At 71.3% G+C, this 18,132-nt stretch carries 10 protein-coding genes; 6 read left to right on the top strand and 4 right to left on the bottom strand.

Going from position 1 to position 18,132, the window contains the following annotated elements; all coding sequences use genetic code 11:
* Positions 1 to 37 precede the first annotated feature (37 nt).
* Positions 38 to 1,300: a hypothetical protein gene (locus WMF42_RS36090; protein ID WP_437687593.1), complete on the top strand. Its 1,263-nt coding sequence runs from the start codon at positions 38 to 40 to the stop codon at positions 1,298 to 1,300.
* Here WMF42_RS36090 and WMF42_RS36095 read toward each other — a convergent pair.
* Positions 1,297 to 4,707, bottom strand: coding sequence for an FG-GAP-like repeat-containing protein (locus tag WMF42_RS36095; RefSeq protein ID WP_437687595.1), 3,411 nt, complete (start codon positions 4,705 to 4,707; stop codon positions 1,297 to 1,299). The genes WMF42_RS36090 and WMF42_RS36095 overlap by 4 nt on opposite strands.
* Before the next feature lie 327 nt (positions 4,708 to 5,034).
* On the opposite strand from WMF42_RS36095, the gene WMF42_RS36100 reads away from it, so the two are divergent.
* The 4 genes from WMF42_RS36100 to WMF42_RS36115 all read left to right on the top strand — a co-directional run bounded on the left by WMF42_RS36100 (position 5,035) and on the right by WMF42_RS36115 (position 11,536).
* Complete coding sequence (locus WMF42_RS36100; protein ID WP_437687597.1) at positions 5,035 to 7,323, top strand: GumC family protein; 2,289 nt, start codon at positions 5,035 to 5,037, stop codon at positions 7,321 to 7,323.
* Positions 7,324 to 7,335: 12 nt separating this feature from the next.
* Positions 7,336 to 8,886 (top strand): hypothetical protein, encoded by a 1,551-nt coding sequence (locus WMF42_RS36105; protein WP_437687599.1) that lies wholly within the window; start codon positions 7,336 to 7,338, stop codon positions 8,884 to 8,886.
* Between the two features lie 120 nt (positions 8,887 to 9,006).
* The gene (locus WMF42_RS36110; protein ID WP_437687601.1) at positions 9,007 to 9,861 is read left to right on the top strand and encodes a hypothetical protein; all 855 of its coding nucleotides are present in this window, start codon (positions 9,007 to 9,009) and stop codon (positions 9,859 to 9,861) included.
* Positions 9,862 to 9,997: 136 nt separating this feature from the next.
* Positions 9,998 to 11,536 carry a heparinase II/III domain-containing protein gene (locus WMF42_RS36115; RefSeq protein WP_437687603.1) on the top strand — a complete coding sequence of 513 codons (1,539 nt, stop codon included), beginning with the start codon at positions 9,998 to 10,000 and terminating at the stop codon, positions 11,534 to 11,536.
* Positions 11,537 to 11,548: 12 nt separating this feature from the next.
* Here WMF42_RS36115 and WMF42_RS36120 read toward each other — a convergent pair whose 3' ends face one another.
* The 3 genes from WMF42_RS36120 to WMF42_RS36130 are packed head-to-tail and all read right to left on the bottom strand — an operon-like array spanning position 11,549 to position 14,852.
* Positions 11,549 to 12,604 (bottom strand): glycosyltransferase family 4 protein, encoded by a 1,056-nt coding sequence (locus WMF42_RS36120; RefSeq protein WP_061610693.1) that lies wholly within the window; start codon positions 12,602 to 12,604, stop codon positions 11,549 to 11,551.
* On the bottom strand, positions 12,601 to 13,566 hold the full coding sequence (locus WMF42_RS36125) for an NAD-dependent epimerase/dehydratase family protein (protein WP_437687606.1): 966 nt from the start codon (positions 13,564 to 13,566) through the stop codon (positions 12,601 to 12,603). The genes WMF42_RS36120 and WMF42_RS36125 overlap by 4 nt, the downstream gene beginning before the upstream one ends.
* Positions 13,567 to 13,583: 17 nt before the next feature.
* Entirely contained in the window at positions 13,584 to 14,852 is a 1,269-nt protein-coding gene (locus tag WMF42_RS36130) for a glycosyltransferase family 4 protein (RefSeq protein ID WP_437694391.1), read from the bottom strand.
* A gap of 1,264 nt (positions 14,853 to 16,116) precedes the next feature.
* Here WMF42_RS36130 and WMF42_RS36135 point away from each other — a divergent pair.
* Entirely contained in the window at positions 16,117 to 18,030 is a 1,914-nt protein-coding gene (locus WMF42_RS36135; RefSeq protein WP_437687608.1) for a polysaccharide biosynthesis protein, read from the top strand.
* The last annotated feature ends 102 nt before the right edge of the window (positions 18,031 to 18,132 follow it).

An 18,132-nucleotide genomic window follows, 5' to 3' on the forward strand; every position in this document is an offset into this window, starting at 1 on the left:
CCGTGCGCGCGCCCAGTTCGGTCGAGCGAAGCGATCTGTGAAGCTGTCCTCGTTGCTGCGCGCCTTGACGCACGGGGGCACGGGGGTCGCGGCCGCCGTCATGCTGCCGCGCGCCGCCTCGTTCGCCGCCCAGTGGGCGCTCGTGCTCGTGGCCGGGCCGGCGGCGCTCGCGTCCCTCGCCAACTACACGTCCCGGGGGGCAGTCGTCGTGGCGCTGGTCGCCGCCGGCCTCGCGCCGACGCTGACGCGCAGGACGCGCGCGATGGCGACCAGGGCCGGGCGCGCGCTCGCCGGCGGCGCGATCGCGCTCATCGCCTCGCTCGCCTTCAGCGTCACGCTCACCCACGAGCTCTGGTCCGGGCTAGGCGTCATGACGGCCGTTGTCACCGCGCTCTTCAGCGCGTGCACGCTCTTCGGCGCCGCGTCGAGGAGCGTACTGCCCATCTGGCAGTTCCAGGGGCGCTTCCTGCACACGCTCGCGGTGATCTTCTTCTTCTCGCCCTGCGTCTCCATGGCGGCCGCGCTGGCGGGCATGCCCGCTGCGGTGGCCGTGGCGCTCGGGCTCGCCGGCGCCACGCCTGCGCTGCTCCTCGTGCGCCCCACCCGGATCCGGCGCGCTGCGCGCTACGCGATGCTCGTCGTCCGGCAATCGTTCCCTTATTCGATCGCGAACTTCTCGACGGTCGTCGTCTACCCGCTCGCGCTCAGCGTCAGCCAGCCGATCATCGGCGATCATCGCGCCGGGCAGCAGGTGCTCTACTGGTCGTTCGTCGTGGCGCTCTCGCACGCGTCGCAGGCGTTCGCCGCGCGCGCTGTCGCGGGCGCCGTCGGTCCGGGGGGCGAGGCGGACTGGCACGCGCGCGCCGTGCGCGCCTGGCTGCCCGGCGCGGCGGCGCTCTCGGCCACGGCCGCGATCCTCTTCGCGCTCTTCGCTGTCCCGATCCCCTGGCTGCCGTTCTCCGGCGCCGCGCGCGACGCCATGACGCTGACCATGCTGGTCTCCGGGATGTGCTCCCACGTCACCGACTCCCTGTGCGTTTACTTCTGCGGCCCGCGGTCCCGCCGCACGCTCCCTGTCGGCAGCGTGGTGAGCAGCGCGTGCGTGGCCGGCGTCCTGCTGCTGGCGCCCGAGCCCCTGATCCGGAATTTCGGGGTGTTCGGCCCGTCGGTGCTCGTCGGTGTGGCGCGGCTCGCCTTCCTGACCGACGCACCCATGCGGCGGTACGCGCTGGGAACGTTGTTCCTGCTGATCTCTGCCTTCGCGCTGACGCTGGCGCTGGGGCGGGGCGTGGGCCTCTAGCTCTGCCCGCCGCGCCCGCGCAGCGCGGCGCGGCGGCTCGACCGAGCGACCGCCGTGCCGCGGGCGCGCGCGAGGGCGAGGAGCGCGGCGGCGACGGCGCCGAGGCCTGCCGGCCAGGGCGCCCCGAGGAGTTGCCCCGGTGCCTCGGAGCAAGCGCAGCCACGGCCGTAGAGGAGCGTGTCCTCCAGCGCAGGTCCGCCGCCGGCGCCACCATCGCCAGCGCCGCCCGCCCCGGCCCCACCGCCGCTTCCGCCGGTCCCGCCGGTCCCGCCGCCGCTTCCGCCGGTCCCGCCGCCGCTTCCGCCGGTCCCGCCGCCGCTTCCGCCGGTCCCGCCGGCCCCGCCGCCCCCTTCGCCCTGCGGCATCCTCACGATCACGCCGTCCGACCCGCGATCCGGGGAGAGCCCGGCGGCCGAGACCGCGCGTACGCCGACATAATACTTCGCCCCGTCGAGCAGCGGCAGCCTGCCGATCGATGCCTCGGAGACGTCGCCGACGTCCCGCCATGCCGGCGAGCCGAGGTAATCCCCCTGGCCCACGACCGCCACCTGATACGAGGTGGCCGACGGCACCTTCGACCATCTCACGTGGAGCGTGTCTCTGGTGATGATCTCGTCGACGTCCTCGCCCGCGTCAGGGCTGCTCGGGTCGGCATCCCACACGAACTCGGGCGCCGGCAGGTTCTCGTTCCGCAGGTTGTAGAGGTAGCCATCCGCGACGCTCACCACGATGTCGTCGTTCCCGTCGCCGTCCGTGTCCGCGAGGATCGGCGCGCCGACGGGGCTGCCGAAATGATGGGACCAGAGGAGGCGTTGTGAGCACGTGTCGACGGCATAAAGGAAGCCGTTGGTGGAGCCGACCACCACGGAGCTCCCGTCGGACAGGACACCCGTGATGCTCCGCGAGACCGCCACGTCGCCGAGCTGGCCCATGACGGCGTCCGCCTGTCGCGCGGCCTGCTCGTCCGCGAACACGGCGTCGCCCGCGAGGACGATCGCGCTCGCCCGCCCGGCCCGGGGGGCGTCGAGCTCGGTGAACGTGAGGCGCGCCGGCATCATGAACGAGCCCTCGACGAGGATCGACCGGCCCTCGCAGGTGGCGATCGCGCCGTGCGGATACGGGCGGTTGTCCTCCGTCCCGCTCCAGAGCGCGGCGCGGAGGTCGTGCGACAACGTCCGCGCAGGGAAGAACCCGCCGTGCAGCGTCATTTCGAGCTGCGGATCGCCCGACACGTCGGCGAGGATCGGCATGAAGTAGGAGATCACCTCGGCGCTCTCGCCGAGGGAGCTGCCGTTCCGGCCCGAGAACACCCGGGCCTTGTTGATGGCCAGCGCCACGTCCTGCGCCCCGTCGCCGTTCCAGTCCGCGATCGCGGCGGCCTGGGTCCCGTCCCTGGCGGCGATGCGCTGGGTCCAGCGCACCCCGCCGCTCCGCTCGATGGCGAGGAGGTCGGTACGCATGTCGTGATCGACCGTCAGCGCCACGAGCTCGGGCGCGCCGTCGCCGTCGAGATCGCCGTGCAGCACGTCCCACTTCGGCGGCCTCTCCAGCGGGACCTCGAGCCTCTGCCTGCCGCCCTCGTCGAGCATCGCGACCGAGTACCGCGCCGGCTCGGTGATCGGGTGCTGCCGCCTGAAGCACGCGAGGGTCGCCGGCGCGCCGCCCTCGGCGGGCGCGATGGAGGCGCCGAACGCATCCATCACGCGCCATGCCGCCTTGGCGGGCGCGACGTTGCTCGCCCCCTCGGACGCGATCCGGACGAGGTCACCCCGGCTGTCGACCACGACGACGCTGTCGGCCGTGTCGCCGGGGGCGAGCCTCGCCGCGAGCGGAGCCCGGCCGAAGTCGACGTAAGCGCCCGGACCGGTGCTGTAGCCGCCGACGCGCAGCCCGGGCAGGACGTCGCGCCCCTCCTGCGCGAGGTTCGTGGGCGCGAGCGAGGCGTCGAGCAGCGTGACGAACCCGTCGTCGCGGGAGACGACGAGCCGCGGCGACCCCGGAAGCGTCTCTGGCAGGACGTCGAACGCCGCGATGTCGACGCCGCGCTCGATGGGGTGGATGGCGGCCGACAACGGCCCCCCCTCGAACAGCTCGTAGGCGGTGACCGCCACGGGCTCCGAGGTCGACTCGAGCACGAGATCGTCGCGCCCGTCCCCGGTGAGATCCGGGGTGACAAGCGAGAAGATGAGGCCCGTCCTGCGCGCCCGCCCCCAGTCCGTACGCGTGCGGATCCGCTCTCCGTCGAGCGACCAGAGCAGCTCGACCCCTCCGCCGCCCTGGCGGCTGAACCGGAAGGCCGACACGCGCTCCTCGCGCGACGTGAGGATCCACCGCTCGGCGCCGGAGCTCCCCTGGACCGCGCCCCGCGCGATCTCGTCGGGGATGACGGCGAGCTCGTCGCCCGTGGCCGCGTCGAGCACGAGGGACGTCCATCGGTCCCCCGCGCTGCCGCTCACCACCACCTCGAGCGCGCCGTCGCCGTCGAGATCCCACGCGAGCTGCGTCGGGGCGCGGGCGTCTCCGCCCTCGTTGGGGGCGAGCGTCTTGCGCCACACGACGGCGAGCGAGGGGCTCTCGCCCCGCCTGTACGCGAGCAGGGTGACCTCGCGCCCGCCCTGCTGGGAGATGACGCGGTTCTGGAAGCAGAGCGCGTGCTGGCCAGGTGTGGAAGGGTCGCCCAGACTCACCGCCTCGCACAGCGCGCCGCCGATGTACCCGGCGATGCTCGCCGACTCCGCGAACACTGTCCCCGTCCCCGAGACGAAGAACAGCCTATCGTGCGAGGAGACCATGAGGTCCGCGATGCCGTTGCCATCCCAGTCGCCCACCGTGTTGACCGTGGCGCCACAGTGGAAGCGCTGCGGGGGCGGGGGCAGCCTCTCCACCGCGTCGAACCCGCGCGCGAAGCTATAGATCACGCCTGGGCTGTCCGTGCGCACGCCGCAGCATCCGCACTCGTCGAGGAAGAGATCGAGGTGGCCGTCGCCGTCGAGATCGGCGAGGCGCGCGGAGCCGAGCGCCCCGAGCTCCGAGGCCTCCTCGCGCCAGAGGACGGCCCCGCTGTCGCCGGCCACGACGGCCGCTCCCGCGCCGCTGAGCACGACCGCCTCGAGCCGCCCGTCGCCGTCGAGATCATCGAGCGCGTGCAGCGCCTGGAACCCCAGGGAAGGGGTGCTCCAGTGGATGAACCCTTGCGGATCGGACAGCACCACGCGGCCGCCGGACACGAAGAGCATGTCGAGCTCGCCATCCTGGTTCACGTCGTCGGCGAGCATCCTGTTCGGCGAGAGCACGCCGCCGAGGTATGCCCGCCAGTAGGGCGCAGGCTTCACGATATTGCTCGTGGACTGCGTGGCGCCCGTGCGCTGCGGATCGTGGCGCGCAGAAGCCCAGTCGCCGGCGGCCATGGTTCCGTGGAGCAGGAACGCGGAGCAAACCGCGCTCGCTACCGCACAGCGCGTTACGGAGGACGATCGTTCCATGCTGCTCTTCTCGACGCGCACGCTGTCAGCCGCTCGGCGACAGCGTACCCGATCGCCACCGAGGTAGCATCGCGCACAGCCCGCTGCACCTGGCCGCGCCGAGGTCCGGGCGTGAGCGGCCACACCAACAGCGCACATCCCACCACATCGTCACCATCTTCCGCGGGCCAGCTTGAATTTTGGGGGCTCGGCGGGCACCTTAGCCCTCCGCCGCACCCCTATCCGCATGGTAGCGCCTCGAGCGCATGACTTATGGCTGACGAACTCAGAGCTCCTCCCACGACCGCCGCCCGCTCCGACGCCCCTGGCGAGCGCGCCATCGACCTCGTCGCCACCTGGCGAACGGTCAGCAAGCACTGGGCCATCGCGTTGACGACGATGCTCTTCGTCGCCCTCAGCGTCACGTTTTACACGCTCGGACAGAAGAAGATTTACCAGTCGACGGCGACATTGCAGTTCGACCCGAACCCGCCGCGGCCCCTCGGCCGCGGCGTCGAGACGGTCGTCGACATGGGCGCCGGCTCATACTGGAACAACCGCGAGTACTACGAGACCCAGTACAAGGTCATGCGGTCGATACGGGTGGCGCTGGCTGTCGTCGCCCAGCTCAACCTCCATAACGATGCGTATTTTCTGAAGGATCTGCCGAGGGACGCGGCGGCCCCCGCGCCGATGAGCGTGAGCCCGGAGGAGGCCGCCGAGGAGCTGCGCGAGCGGCTCGCGGTCGAGCCGGTGAAGGACAGCCGCCTCGCCATCATCCGCTTCAACGACGCCGATCGCGAGCGGGCGCAGCGCATCCTCTCCATGCTGATGGACGTCTACATCGAGCAGAACCTCGACGACGCGCTCACCTCGACGAACTCGGCCGTCGACTGGCTCCGGACGCAGCTCGACAAGCTGAAGACCGATCTCGAGAGCAGCGAGACGTCGCTGCACGAGTACAAGAAGAGCAACAACATCCTCGACATCGATTTCGAGGACAAGACGAACCTCCTCCGCGAGGAGATGAAGCAGATCAACGACGCCCTCACGGCCGTGCGCACGAAGCGCGAGGAGTTCTCCGCGCGCAGCCATGAGCTGGCGAAGGTCGATCCGAACAACCCGCTCGATCTCCCCGCCTCCGAGCTCATCCAGAGTCCGGTGCTCCAGACGCTGCGCGCTCGCCACGAGGAGTGCGTCCGTGAGCGCGACGCGCTCATCGGCTCCGGCAAGGGGGAGAACCACCCCGACGTCCGCGCCGCGATCGAGCGGGTCGCCGCCAACAGGAACTCGCTGATCGCCGAGATCAAGAATGTTCAGGGCGCCGTGAACCGCGATCTCGCGATCGTGAGACGCCAGGAGACGGGCCTCGCTGGGCTGCTCGAGGGCGCCAAGAAGCAGGCCTTCGAGCTGAACTCCCTCAAGATCGAGTACGACCGGCTCCGGAGGACGAAGGAGAACACGGAGAAGCTCTATCAGATCGTCCTGGAGCGCACGAAGGAGAGCGATCTCCAGCGGATGATGCGGGTGAACAACATCCGTGTCCTCGACAGGCCGAACCTCCCGCTCGAGGCGATCCGGCCCCGCGTCGCGCTCAACATCGCGATCGGCATCCTCGCCGGGCTGCTCCTCGGGATCGGCGCGGCGCTGGCGCGGGCGATGCTCGATCGCACGATGAGGACGCCGGACGAGGTCGAGCGGGAGCTCGGGCTGCCCTTCCTGGGCCTGCTCCCGGAGTTCGACCGGAAGGACAGGGCCGAGGCCCTCTCCGGCAAGGCGCGCCGCCGGGGCAAGCTCGCGGTCCCGCCGAGCCGGCCCGAGCTCATCGTCCACGAGCAGCCGAAGAGCGGGATCGCGGAGGCAGCCCGGGCGATCCGGACGAACCTGCTCTTCATGTCGCCCGACCAGCCCTACAAGACGCTCCTCATCGCGAGCGCCGGCCCCGCCGAGGGCAAGACGACGGTGGGCTGCTGCATCGCCGTCGCCATGGCGCAGGCGGGGCAGCGGGTTGTCCTCATGGATTGCGACCTCCGCAGGCCGCGCCTCCACGCCATCTTTGACAAGGGACCGGAGATCGGCGTGACGAGCGCGCTGCTCGATGACTCCGTGATCGACGACGAGAACGCGCTGAAGACCGAGGTGGACAACCTCTACGTCATCCCTGCCGGCCCCATTCCGCCGAACCCGGCGGAGCTCTTGCACAGCGATCGATTCAAGGCCTTGCTCCGCAAGCTCCAGGGCCGCTTCGACCGGGTGATCATCGACAGCCCGCCCATCGGCGCCGTCACCGACGGCGCCGTGCTGTCGACGCTGGTGGACGGCACCGTGCTCGTCGTACGCGCCTCGGCCACGACGCACGACTTCGCGCGCCACGGGATCCGGGCGTTGCTCGACGTCGGTGGCCAGACCGTGGGCGTCGTGCTGAACGCCGCCGACCTGAACCGCCGGGAGTACGGCGCTTATCATTATTACGGCGACAAGCGGGAAGGCTATTACCGGACGCCCGACGAGCCGACGCCCCCGGACCCGGCCGACGCTCCGCCGCCCCCCTTGCCGAACTGAGGAGCACCGTCCTTGCGTTCGTTGAACCTCTCCCGTACGCGCGGCGCGCGGCGCGCCGCCGGCGCGGGCCCCGCGCGGAGGAACGCGCCGCTCGGCCGGCTGGCCGCGACGCTCCTCGTCGCGGCGGTCGCGACGATCGGCCCCATCCTCGAAGGGACGATGGGCGACGGGCGCGGGTGGACGATCGGCCTGCTGCTCCTCCTGGCCACTCCGTCGCTCGCCCGCGCCGGCGGCCCCCGCTTCCATCCGCTCGATCCGGAGACCTACATACCGGCGACCTACTTCCTGAGCGTCGGCTACTCACCCATCCTGCGACTCCTGAGCTCCCGGGAGTTCGCCTTGCCGAGCCACGAGGCGCTCGCCATGCAGGTGGGCTATGCCGGCGCGGTCGGGTGCGCCATCGCGTGCACGGCGTTGAGCCGGCCGAGGGAGGAGCCGGACGCGGAGCGCCTGGTCCCGTCGCGCTCGCCGAGGGCGATGCACGAGCAGGACTGGGCCACGATCGGCGTGGGCCTGCTCGGGCTCGGGCTCGTGGTCGCGTGGATCGCCACCATCGGCGTGGGGCGGTTCTTCACGATGAACTACGCCTCCAACCACCTCGAGGAGGATGGCAAGGGTCTGCTCACCTCGGGCTGGTACCTGGTCGGGATCGCGATCGTCTACCTCGTGCTCCGGGTCGCGTCGCTCCGCAAGGCCGGGCTGGCCATGCCGAAGGGGATATCGTTCGCGGCGGCGTGCTTCTTCGTGAGCATCCTCCTCAACACGGTCATGGGGCGGCGCGGCCCGCTCGTCTGGACATTGCTCTCCGTCGCGCTCGCCCTGCATGCCTACGGCATCAAGATCCGGCGCCTGTGGATGGGCGTCGGGATCGTGGGCATCCTCTTCTATGGCATCGCGGTCGAGGGCGCCCGGGCCAAGCAGGGCAGCGGGTTCGAGGCGCAGATCTCCTCGGCCGCCGCGCACCTCGACCGCGTCGAGAACCCGCTGGAGATCGGGGAGCTCAAGCGAATCTACGCGAACCTCGTCATCGTCGTGAACGAGGAGCCGCCGATCATCACCTACCCCGGCGAGAGCTGGGTGAACGCGTTCCTCATCCTCGTGCCCAAGCCGCTCTGGAGCGACCGGCCGCTCGGCCTCGCGCAGCGGTACGCGCAGTGGGCGGCTCCCGACTTCGCGCGCCACGGCGGCGGCTTCGCGATGGGCGCCGCCGCCGAAGGGTACCTGAACATCGGGCTGGCTGGCACCGCCGTCGAGATCGGGGTCTTCAGCGCGCTCTTCTTCATGCTGCCGCTCCTCGCGGCCGGCTCGCGCGACGCGTCCCTGCTCGTCCGGGCCGCCGCGGCGAACCTCGCCTCGTTCGCCTACAACCAGTTCCGAGGCGAGCTGGCCGCGCTGCTCAAGATCACGCTCTCGCTGGCGATCGCTGCGCTCGCCGTGCACCTGCTCACGTCGCTCATCCAGCACATCCGGGGCGGGCTGCTGGGCCGCCACCCGATGCGCAAGAAGGCGGGACCGCGCCTGCGCGGCGCGGGCATCGGCCACCCGTCGGCGCCCAGGCGGTAGGCGCGCCGAGGCGCGATCGACCCGCGCGAGGACGCTCGAGACCGAGCGACGTCGAGGATGTACCGCGCGGCGCGGCGCCGCGATAAAAGCTCAACCACGGGAAGGCTAGACCCACTCACCATGAGAATCCCCCTTCGTCTGAACCGAGCAGGCTGGCCCTCGCTGGGGCTGCCGCGCAGGATCTGCTTCCCGGACCCGCGGGACCTGCTCCGGCCCGAGCAGATCGCCGCGCCCGAGGTCTTCTCGGAGCGGGTCTCCATCCTCTTGCTCAGCGGCACCCACAAGACGACGCGGCCCGGCAGGCACCGGCAGAGCGATGCTCTCCTCGTGAAAGCGCTCGGGCAGCAGCGCCCCGTCGTCCTCGACGTCGGGGCCTCCGACGGCAGCACGGCGCTCGATCTCCTGACCACGCTCGGCGACGCCTTCGCGTCCTACTTCGTCACCGACAGGGCGCTCTCGCTCCGCGTGCGCACCGACGACCGCGGGCGCGCTTTCTTCTACGACGCCGACGGCGCCTGCGTCCTCGCGGCCACCCCGCGACTGCTGTTCTATCCGGCAGCGGAAGGTCTGCGATGGCTGCCGCGCTGGGCGTCCCCCTGGCTGCAGGACGGCATCCCGCCGTACGACCCCGCGTACCCGGAGGTGTCCCTCGTCCAGCCGCGCCTCCAGGAGCTCGCGCGCCGCGACGCGCGCGTGGTGCTGAGGACCCACGACATCTTCCAGCCATGGGACGGCCCTGCTCCGACGGTCATCAAGGCGGCGAACCTGCTGAACCGCGCCTACTTCTCCGACGAGCAGCTCCGCCAGGCCATGCGCAACTTCTGGCGCGCCCTCGCGCCCGACGGGCTGCTCCTCGTGATCGACAACCGCGACATCGAGAAAGCCTCGCTGTTCGCGCGCACCGAGGGCGGCTTCCGGCACATCGACAGCATCCATGGTGGAACGGAGATCCGACCGCTCGCCCTGAGCTGCTGAATCCGCCGTTTTCCTCGAGAGCGCCCCCCACACGCGCGAAGGCCTCCCTCGATCCCCATGAACCTCCGCTCCCTCTCCCCTGCCCTTCCTCCCTGTCCGGGGGCGCGCGCGTGAGCGACAGCGCAGGATCCGACCGATGACCCTCCCGCGGATCGCCCGCACCCTCGCCCATCTCCACCCGATCCAGGCGCTCGCCCGGCCGATCGCCCTCGGCCAGCGCGCGCTGGGCAGGGGACCGACCGCCGCGCTGGCCCCGCGCCTCCGGTCCGGCTTCGCTCCCCCGAGCCCGCTGTTCGTCGCCTTCGCCGAGGCCGAGAAGGAGCGCGGGCGCGCGCGCCTGGCGGCTATCCCCGAGGGCTCGCTCCTGCACGCGTACGAGCGCGCCTACGGCTGCGAGGTCGGGGCCGAGCCGACCCTCCCCGCCCCGAGCACCTGGGACGATCCCATCGCATTTCACCCCTACCCCGCCTCGGTGCGCGCCCGCAGGCTGGCGGTGGCGGCGCGCCTCGGGCGCCCCGGGCTCGCGGCCGAGCTGGCGCGCGCGTGTCGGGCCATCGCGCGCGGCCTGGAGCTGCACCTGCTCGCCAATCATCTCCTGGAGAACGGCATCGGGCTCGCGTGCGGGGGCGCGGTCGCCCAGGGGGTCGAGGCGGAGGTGTGGTGGAGGCTCGGCTCGGCGCTGCTCGCGTGGCAGCTCCCGGAGCAGTTCCTCGAGGACGGCGGGCACTTCGAGCGCTCCGCCTCGTACCACCTCGCCCTGACGGCCGGGCTGCTCGAGGCCATCGAGCTCGGGCGCGCGGCGGGGCGCGAGGTGCCCGATCTCTGGTGGGCCACGGCGAAGAGAGCCCTGGCGTGGGCCACCGCCGTCCGCGCGCCGGACGGCACCTATCCGCTGTTCAACGACGCCTCGTTCGACTCCGCGCCGGAGCTCGATCGCGTCCTCGCCCTCGGCGCTGCGCTCGGCCTGTTCGCGCCGGGCGGGTCCCCCGGCGCGCCGCCGAACGCCGGGCCGTCGCTCCAGCACCTCGAGGCGACCGGGTGGGTGATCCTGCGGTTCGGCCAGCAGGCCTGGCTCGCGTTCGACGCGGGGATGGATGGAGCTCCCTATCAACCCGGGCACGTGCACGCGGACGCGCTCACGTTCGAGCTGTGGATCCGGGGCGAGCGCGCCGTCGTCGACTTCGGCGTCTCCAGCTACAAAAACGACCCCGATCGCGAGGCGACCCGCGCCACGCGCACGCACAACACCGTCGAGATCGGCGGCGTGGACTCGAGCGAGGTGTGGAGCGCGTTCCGCGTCGGTCGCCGGGCGCGCGCCGAGGTGCGCCGGCTGGAGCACGGCGCGTCGCACGTCGCCGTCGATGCCGAGCACGACGGGTACCGCGCTCTCCCCGGCTCCCCCCGGCATCGCCGGAGGCTCGCTCTCCACGAGCGAGAGCTCGTGATCCAGGACGAGATCCTCGGCGGCGAGAGGACGAGCGCGTGCTCCCGGCTCCGGCTCGACGAGGCGGCCCTGGAGCGCCAGTCGCTCGCGATCGAGGGCGTCCAGCTCGCGCTCACGCGGAGCTCGGGCGTGTGGCACCCGTGCTTCCGGCAGCCGCGAGCGGCGGTGGTGTTCTCCGGATGCGGCGAGGTGCGCGACGGCTGGCGCGGCGACATCCGGATCCGCTGGTAGCCCGAGCCCGCTCTAGTCGCGCGCGTCCTGGCCGCGCACCGCCCGCAGGGCCTGGCCGAGCCGCGCTTCGCGGCTCGAGGTCCACTTCGCGTAGAGGACGAAGAGCGCGAGCGCGAGCAGCAGCGCGCCCCAGGACAGCGCCGCCGATCCGCTGCGGTGCGCGGCGCACGCCGCCCCGGCGACGAGCGCTGCCGCGACGCCGACGGTCCGCGCCACCTCGGCGTGCGTGAGGCCGGTCCGCACGAGGCGCTGGTACAGGTGGGAGCGGTGAGCTTCCCAGATCTTCTCGCCGCGCAGCAGGCGCCGGCCCATCGTGAACGTGCCGTCCGCGAGGAAGAACCACAGGCTCAGCGCGGCCGCGAACACCGCCGGGCCGCGCGCCGCAGGGTCGAGCTCGAACGGGAGCGCCGCGAGCATCAGCCCGAGCGCCGCGGACCCGACGTCGCCCATGAACACCTTGGCCGGGTGCCAGTTGTGCGCGAGGAAGCCGGCGCAGGCCCCCGCGACAGCGAGCCCCATCGCGAGCAGCGGGGTCGCGCCACCGCCGAGGAACGCGAGCGCGAGCGCGGCGATCACGCCCTGCATGCCGGCGAACCCGTCGATCCCGTCGAGGAAGTTGTAGATGTTGAGGACGCCCACGAGCCAGACCACCGCGATCGGGTAGGCGAAGATGCCCGTCTCGACGTCGAGGGGCGGCGGGAGCGGCAGGCGGCCGAGCCCTCCTGCGCGCAGCACCACGATGCCCGCGGCGACGACCTGGAGCCCGAGCCGGAGCCGGACCGACAGGCCTCCGGAGCGGTCGTCGAGGAACCCGACGAAGGCCATCAACGCCACGGCGATGAAGAGCTCGACCTTCGCGACCGGCAGCCCGAGCAGCGCCGCGGCCACCGCCGCCGCCGCGGCGCCCGCGAGGAGGCCGGCGCCGCCCCCGCGCGGCGTCGGGGCGGCGTGGGAGCTCCTCGCGTTCGGCACGTCCATGAGGCCGGTCTTGCGGAGGAACGGGACGAGCGCGCGGACGGCGGCCCAGCTCGCCGTGAGGGCGACGAGAAATACGGCGGCGAGCTTCATGCGACGAGCTCCGCGGCGCAGTCGACGACCCGCGACGGGCGCCACCCGATCGCCTCCCGCGCGCGGCGATCGTCGAACGTGAGCGTCGAGGTCATCTTCCCGAGCGTGCGGTGGTTCAGCGGGATCGGTCGGCCGAGGAGCTGCTGGAGGCGGTCGCCGACGGTCGCGCCCAGGTCGGCCAGCCACATCGGCAGCCGGAGGGGCACCGGCTGGCGCAGCGCTCCGGCGAGCACCGCCTCGAGCTCGGCGAACGTCGGGTGGTGGCCGTCGGTCAGGTTGTAGGTGCCGCCCGTCTCGGCCATCTTCGGCAGGATCTCGGCCACGTCGCGCGCCATCACCATGCTGCGCTGGGCCGCGCCGTCGCCCACGCCGAGGTAGCGCTTGCGCCGCAGCGCGCGCACCATCGCCCCGAGGTTGCCGGGGGCGCCGCCGCCGGCGACGAGCGGCAGGCGCGCGATCGCTGTGCGGACGCCGCGCTCTCGGCCCCACGCGAGCACGACGTCCTCGGCTTCCCGCTTGCTCACGCCGTACGGATCGCCCGCCCTGCGGGGCGTGTCCTCGTCCAGCGACCGCCCCTCGTCTGCGCCGTAGACAGCGACAGTGCTGACGAGGACGAAGGCCTCGGGCAGCTGTCGATCGCGGCCGAGCGCCTCGAGCAGCCGCTCCGTCCCCTTGACGTTGACGTCATGAAACCGTCGGCGGTCCGCGTCGGTCCTCGGGACGACGTGGGCGAGACCGGCGACGTGGTAGACGACCTGGTAGGGTTCGCCGCCGAGATCGAGCGCCGTCGATTCGAGATCTCCGCGGACGAACGCCGGCGCGGCGCCCTCGCCCGCTCCCGCCGCCCCCGCGGGCTTGCGCCCGAGCACGGTGACGCGATCGCCGCGGCGGAGCAGGGCCTCCACGACGCGGGCGCCGACGAAGCCGGTTCCTCCAGTGACCAAGCAGCTCGTAGTTGACATGATTCGACACTCCCGTCCTAAGAGGACGCTCCCTGTCGCGCGGCCGCCGGCGCCCCGGCCACCTCCGCGAGCACCTCGAGATACCGTCCCGCCAGCGCGTCGCGGTCGTACTCCCGCTCGACGAAGCTCCGGCCGGCGCGCCCCATCTCCTCGCGAAGCGCCGGGCTGCGCGCGAGGCTGCGGATCGCCTCGAGCATCGCGTCCACGTCCTCCGGCGGGGCGAAGAGCCCGCCGCCCGAGCGCTCGACGATCCGCCGCGCCTCCCCGTCCACCGAGATGACGAGGGGCCGCTCCATGGCCATGATCTCGAACATCTTCGACGGGATGACCGTGGTGAAGAGCTCGCTCTTGCGCAGCGGGACCAGGCAGACATCGCTGATGCGATAGAGCGACGGCATCCTGTCGCGCCGCTGCTGGCCGAGGAAGACGACGTTATCGAGCCCCTCATCCCGCGCGCGCGCCTCGAGCTTGCTCTTCTCCGCGCCCTCGCCGACGAAGAGGAACCGGAGCGCCGGCTCCGCGGCGCGAGCGCGCGCCGCGACGTCGAGCACCGCGTGCAGACCGTGAGCCATCCCCAGCGTCCCGACGTAGGAGCAGACGACATGCTCCGGCGCGAGCCCGAGCTCCTCGCGGAGCTCCGCGTCGGCGTCCGGCGCGTTGCCCTCCGCGGCGGGGCTGAAGCGCTCGAGATCGACGCCGTTCGTGACCACGCTGATCTTACCCTCAGGGACGCCCCGGTCGCGCAGGCGCTCTCGGAAGCTCTCGGTCACGACGACGATCCGGTCGGCCTCCCGGTACAGGAACTCCTCGAGGCTGCGCATCGCCGCGACCGCGCGGTGCCCCTCCGGGAGCGCGCCGACGGCGACGATCGACTCCGGCCAGAGATCGCGCACCTCGAAGACGAACGGCGCGCCGCGGAGACGCGCGATCAGAAAGCCGGCGAGCGCCACGAGGATGGGCGGGCTCGTGGCGACGACGACGTCGGGAGCCGGCGCGAACCATTGACCGAGCGAGACGGCCGAGAGGGCATAAGAGACATACGCGAGCGACCGGCGGACGATCTTCTTGTTCGGCGTCGCGTAGATCCAGGTACGGACCACGTTGACGGCGTCGAACACCTCGCGCGCGAGGACGCGGCCGCGGTACTCCTCTGGCAGCTCGCCCGTGGGATAGTTGGGCATTCCCGTGAGCACATGCACGGTGTGCCCTGCTTTGACCCAGGCCCTGGAGAGCTCGGACACCCGCGCCTGAGGCGCCCCCACTTCAGGAGGGAAGTACTGCGACACGTAGAGAATGTGCAATGGACAGCGCGCCTCCGAGGACAGCGAGCCAACGCCACAGAGAACGTCAGCGGCGTGAGAACAGGGCGAGTTCCTGACGTCGGCCCGGCGGCAACATACACCAAACCGCGCCGTGAGGTTGAGGATCTCCGGGTCGAGGCGGCGCCCGACCGCGGTCTCCCGCCCTTCGGCGGTGAGGCCATCACATCGGAGGCCAATCTGCTCCTCCAGCAAGGCTCGCCGGGTACGCAGCGGCCATCATGGGTCGCCCGGATACGCGGCCGCCATCCGCGGCGCGCTGCGCGAACAACGTGCGCGAGCATCGGCGCAAGCGAGCAGCAGCCGAGCGAGCACGATCGCCCAGATGGGGTATACGTCGAGACCGTATAATTACGCCCAAGACGTAAAAGCACTGTTCTGTCCTGTTGGGATGCCAATGAGCCGGAGGAGGTCCCGGCCGTGGCAGCGCCTCCCGGTCGCCGAGGACCCTTTCCAATGTCCCCGCCCGCCGTGCGCCTCACCGAGGTTGAGGTACAGCCGTCGACCCCCGTACGGTTCGGGTACCGCCCGATTACGCCCTCACCGTGGTTGAGGTACGTCCGTGGTTGCCACCGGCCCGGCGCCACCTCACCGGGGTCAGGGCCCCCGGCCCGGCGGGAGCCACCTCACAGCCACCTCACCGTGGTTGGGGCCCCCCGGCCCGGAGCCCTCTCACCGTGGTTGGGGCCCCCGGCCCTGCCGCCACCTCACCGTGGTTGGGGTTGGCTCGGACCGGGGTGCACTCCCGCGGTCGGCTCCGGGCCCGACCATCACCTCACCGTGGTTGGGTACACCGGGTACGCCCCATCTCCCCGCGGTCGAGGTGCGCCCCATGATCGGGGTGAGCCGCCGAGCGGCTCATATTTGTAATTGAACACACATTAACAGAACCGTGCCACTGGAAAACTCTCACGATGCTCTTTTAAGCTGAATGTCGTCGCGCAGCCCCGCACCCAACTGCGGGTCCGGTGAGTGCGCTCACGGTCCGGGAAACCGGCCCGAGGCGCGCTGGTGGGAAGCCGGAGGCAACGCCCCAGCAATGGACCGTCGAGCAGGAAGCAAAAGGATGACACCGGGGCGACATCAAGCGAAACCAGCTCACCTTCATGGGAAAACCTGCCCGCACCGCACGCTGCTCGTCTTGCACGAACGGGCAGGTTCGAGAAGAATGGCGTCGCGCTTGACGCGCCTTCTACGGTTCGTCTGACAGGCGAACCCAGCCTTTCGAATTATGATAAAGAGCACACTGAACGTCACGCTGGTCCGACGCAGCATCATCGTACTGGCGCACCTCGTGCTTTGGTCGCTCGCGTTCGGCGGCGCCTTGCTCCTTCGCTTCGACGGGGACCCGGCTGGGATCCACCAGCCATTCCGGAGCAACTGGCCCTATGCTCTCGGAACGCTCCTCGTGTGCCGCGCGATCACGTTCTATGCCTTCGGGCTGTTCCATGGCCTGTGGCGGTACACCGGGCTGCCCGACCTCTGGAAGCTGCTGCGCACAACCGCCCTCGGCACGGCGGCGCTCGTCGTGGTGGCAGAGTTCGTGCTACGCCGCGCGCAACTGCCTCGATCCGTGTACGTGGGAGAGCTGCTGCTGTCCGTCGTGCTCGCCGGCGGCCTCCGGTCCGCGATTCGCGGGGTGCGCGAGCTCAAGCGAGCCAGGCGCAGCACGAACGCGACGCAGGTACTCATCGTGGGCGCGGGCGACGCGGGCGAGAGCCTGCTCCGCAGCCTGCAGCGGATGCCCGACCGCAAGTGGAACGTCTGCGGCTTCGTGGACGATGACCCGATGAAGTGGCAGGCGCGCATCCGAGACGTTCGCGTGCTCGGCCCCGCGGACGAGGCCACGCTGCGCAAGGCCACCGCGGACCATGACGTGAAGCTCATCGTGCTGGCGCTCCCGAGCGCCCCGGGCTCGCGGATCAAGGAGATCGTCAACATCTGCCGCCAGCTGAACGTGCAGACGAAGACGATCCCGAGCGTCGCCGAGCACATCCAGGAGGGCGGGTTCTCGCAGATCCGCGAGGTCGCCATCGAGGATCTCCTCCGCCGGGACCCCGTGACGCTCGACGTGAAGCAGGTGCAGCAGCTCATCGAGGGGCGGACGATCCTGGTGACCGGCGCCGCCGGCAGCATCGGGAGCGAGCTCGTGCGGCAGGCGATGCGCTTTCGTCCGCGCAAGATCCTCCTGCTGGACCACAACGAGAACGGGCTTTTTTACCTGGAGCGCGAGCTGCGGCAGGCGTTCCCCAGTGCGTCGCTCGTCCCGCTCGTCTGCGACATCACCGATCGCGACCGGATCGGGTCGATCTTCCGTCGCCATCGGCCCATGGTCGTGCTCCACGCCGCGGCGCACAAGCATGTGCACATGATGGAGCTGAACAGCGCCGCGGCGCTCAAGAACAACGTGTTCGGGACCCGCACGGTCGCCGACGCTGCGCACGAGTTCGGCACCGACACGTTCGTGCTCATCTCGACCGACAAGGCGGTCAATCCGACCTCGGTGATGGGGTGCAGCAAGCGCGTGGCCGAGATGGTGATCCAGACGCGAGGGGCGACGAGCAGGACCCGTTACGTCGCGGTCCGCTTCGGCAACGTGCTCGGGAGCAACGGCAGCGTGGTCCCGCTCTTCCGGGAGCAGATCAGGAATGGCGGCCCCGTCACGGTCACTCACCCGGAGGTGCAGCGCTATTTCATGACGATCCCGGAGGCGACGCAGCTCGTCCTCCAGGCAGGCGCGCTCGGGTCGCGGAGCGAGATCTTCGTGCTCGACATGGGCAAGCCGGTGAAGATCATCGATCTCGCGAAGCTCATGATCGAGCTGTCGTGCCCCAATCCGGACGACATCAAGATCGAGTTCACGGGTCTCCGCCAGGGAGAGAAGCTCGCCGAGGAGCTGCTGCTCGACAGCGAGGCCTACGGCGCGACCCCGCACCCCAAGGTCCTCGTCGGCCGGATCCAGCCCGTCCCGAAGGAGCGGCTGGATCGGGCGCTCGAGCACCTCGCGAGCGCGGCCCGCGCGGGCAACGACGCCGAGCTTCGGCGCTTGCTGGAGGATCTGGTCCCCGAGGCGCACCTGTCCCATCCCGAGGAGAGGCCCTCCGCTGTCCCCTCGCTCGCTCAGCCGGCGTCGGCGCTCGCCTGACGTCGTCCCGCGCCCACGCTCGCCTGGCATCCGCCGGCGCCGCGAGGAGCGCAGGCGTCCCTCCCCCGCCGTCTCCTCCCCCGCCCGCCGAGAGGGCAGCCC

Origin of the sequence: Sorangium sp. So ce176 (assembly GCF_051519835.1) — a bacterium.
GTDB classification, from domain to species: Bacteria; Myxococcota_A; Polyangia; order Polyangiales; family Polyangiaceae; genus Sorangium; species Sorangium cellulosum_G.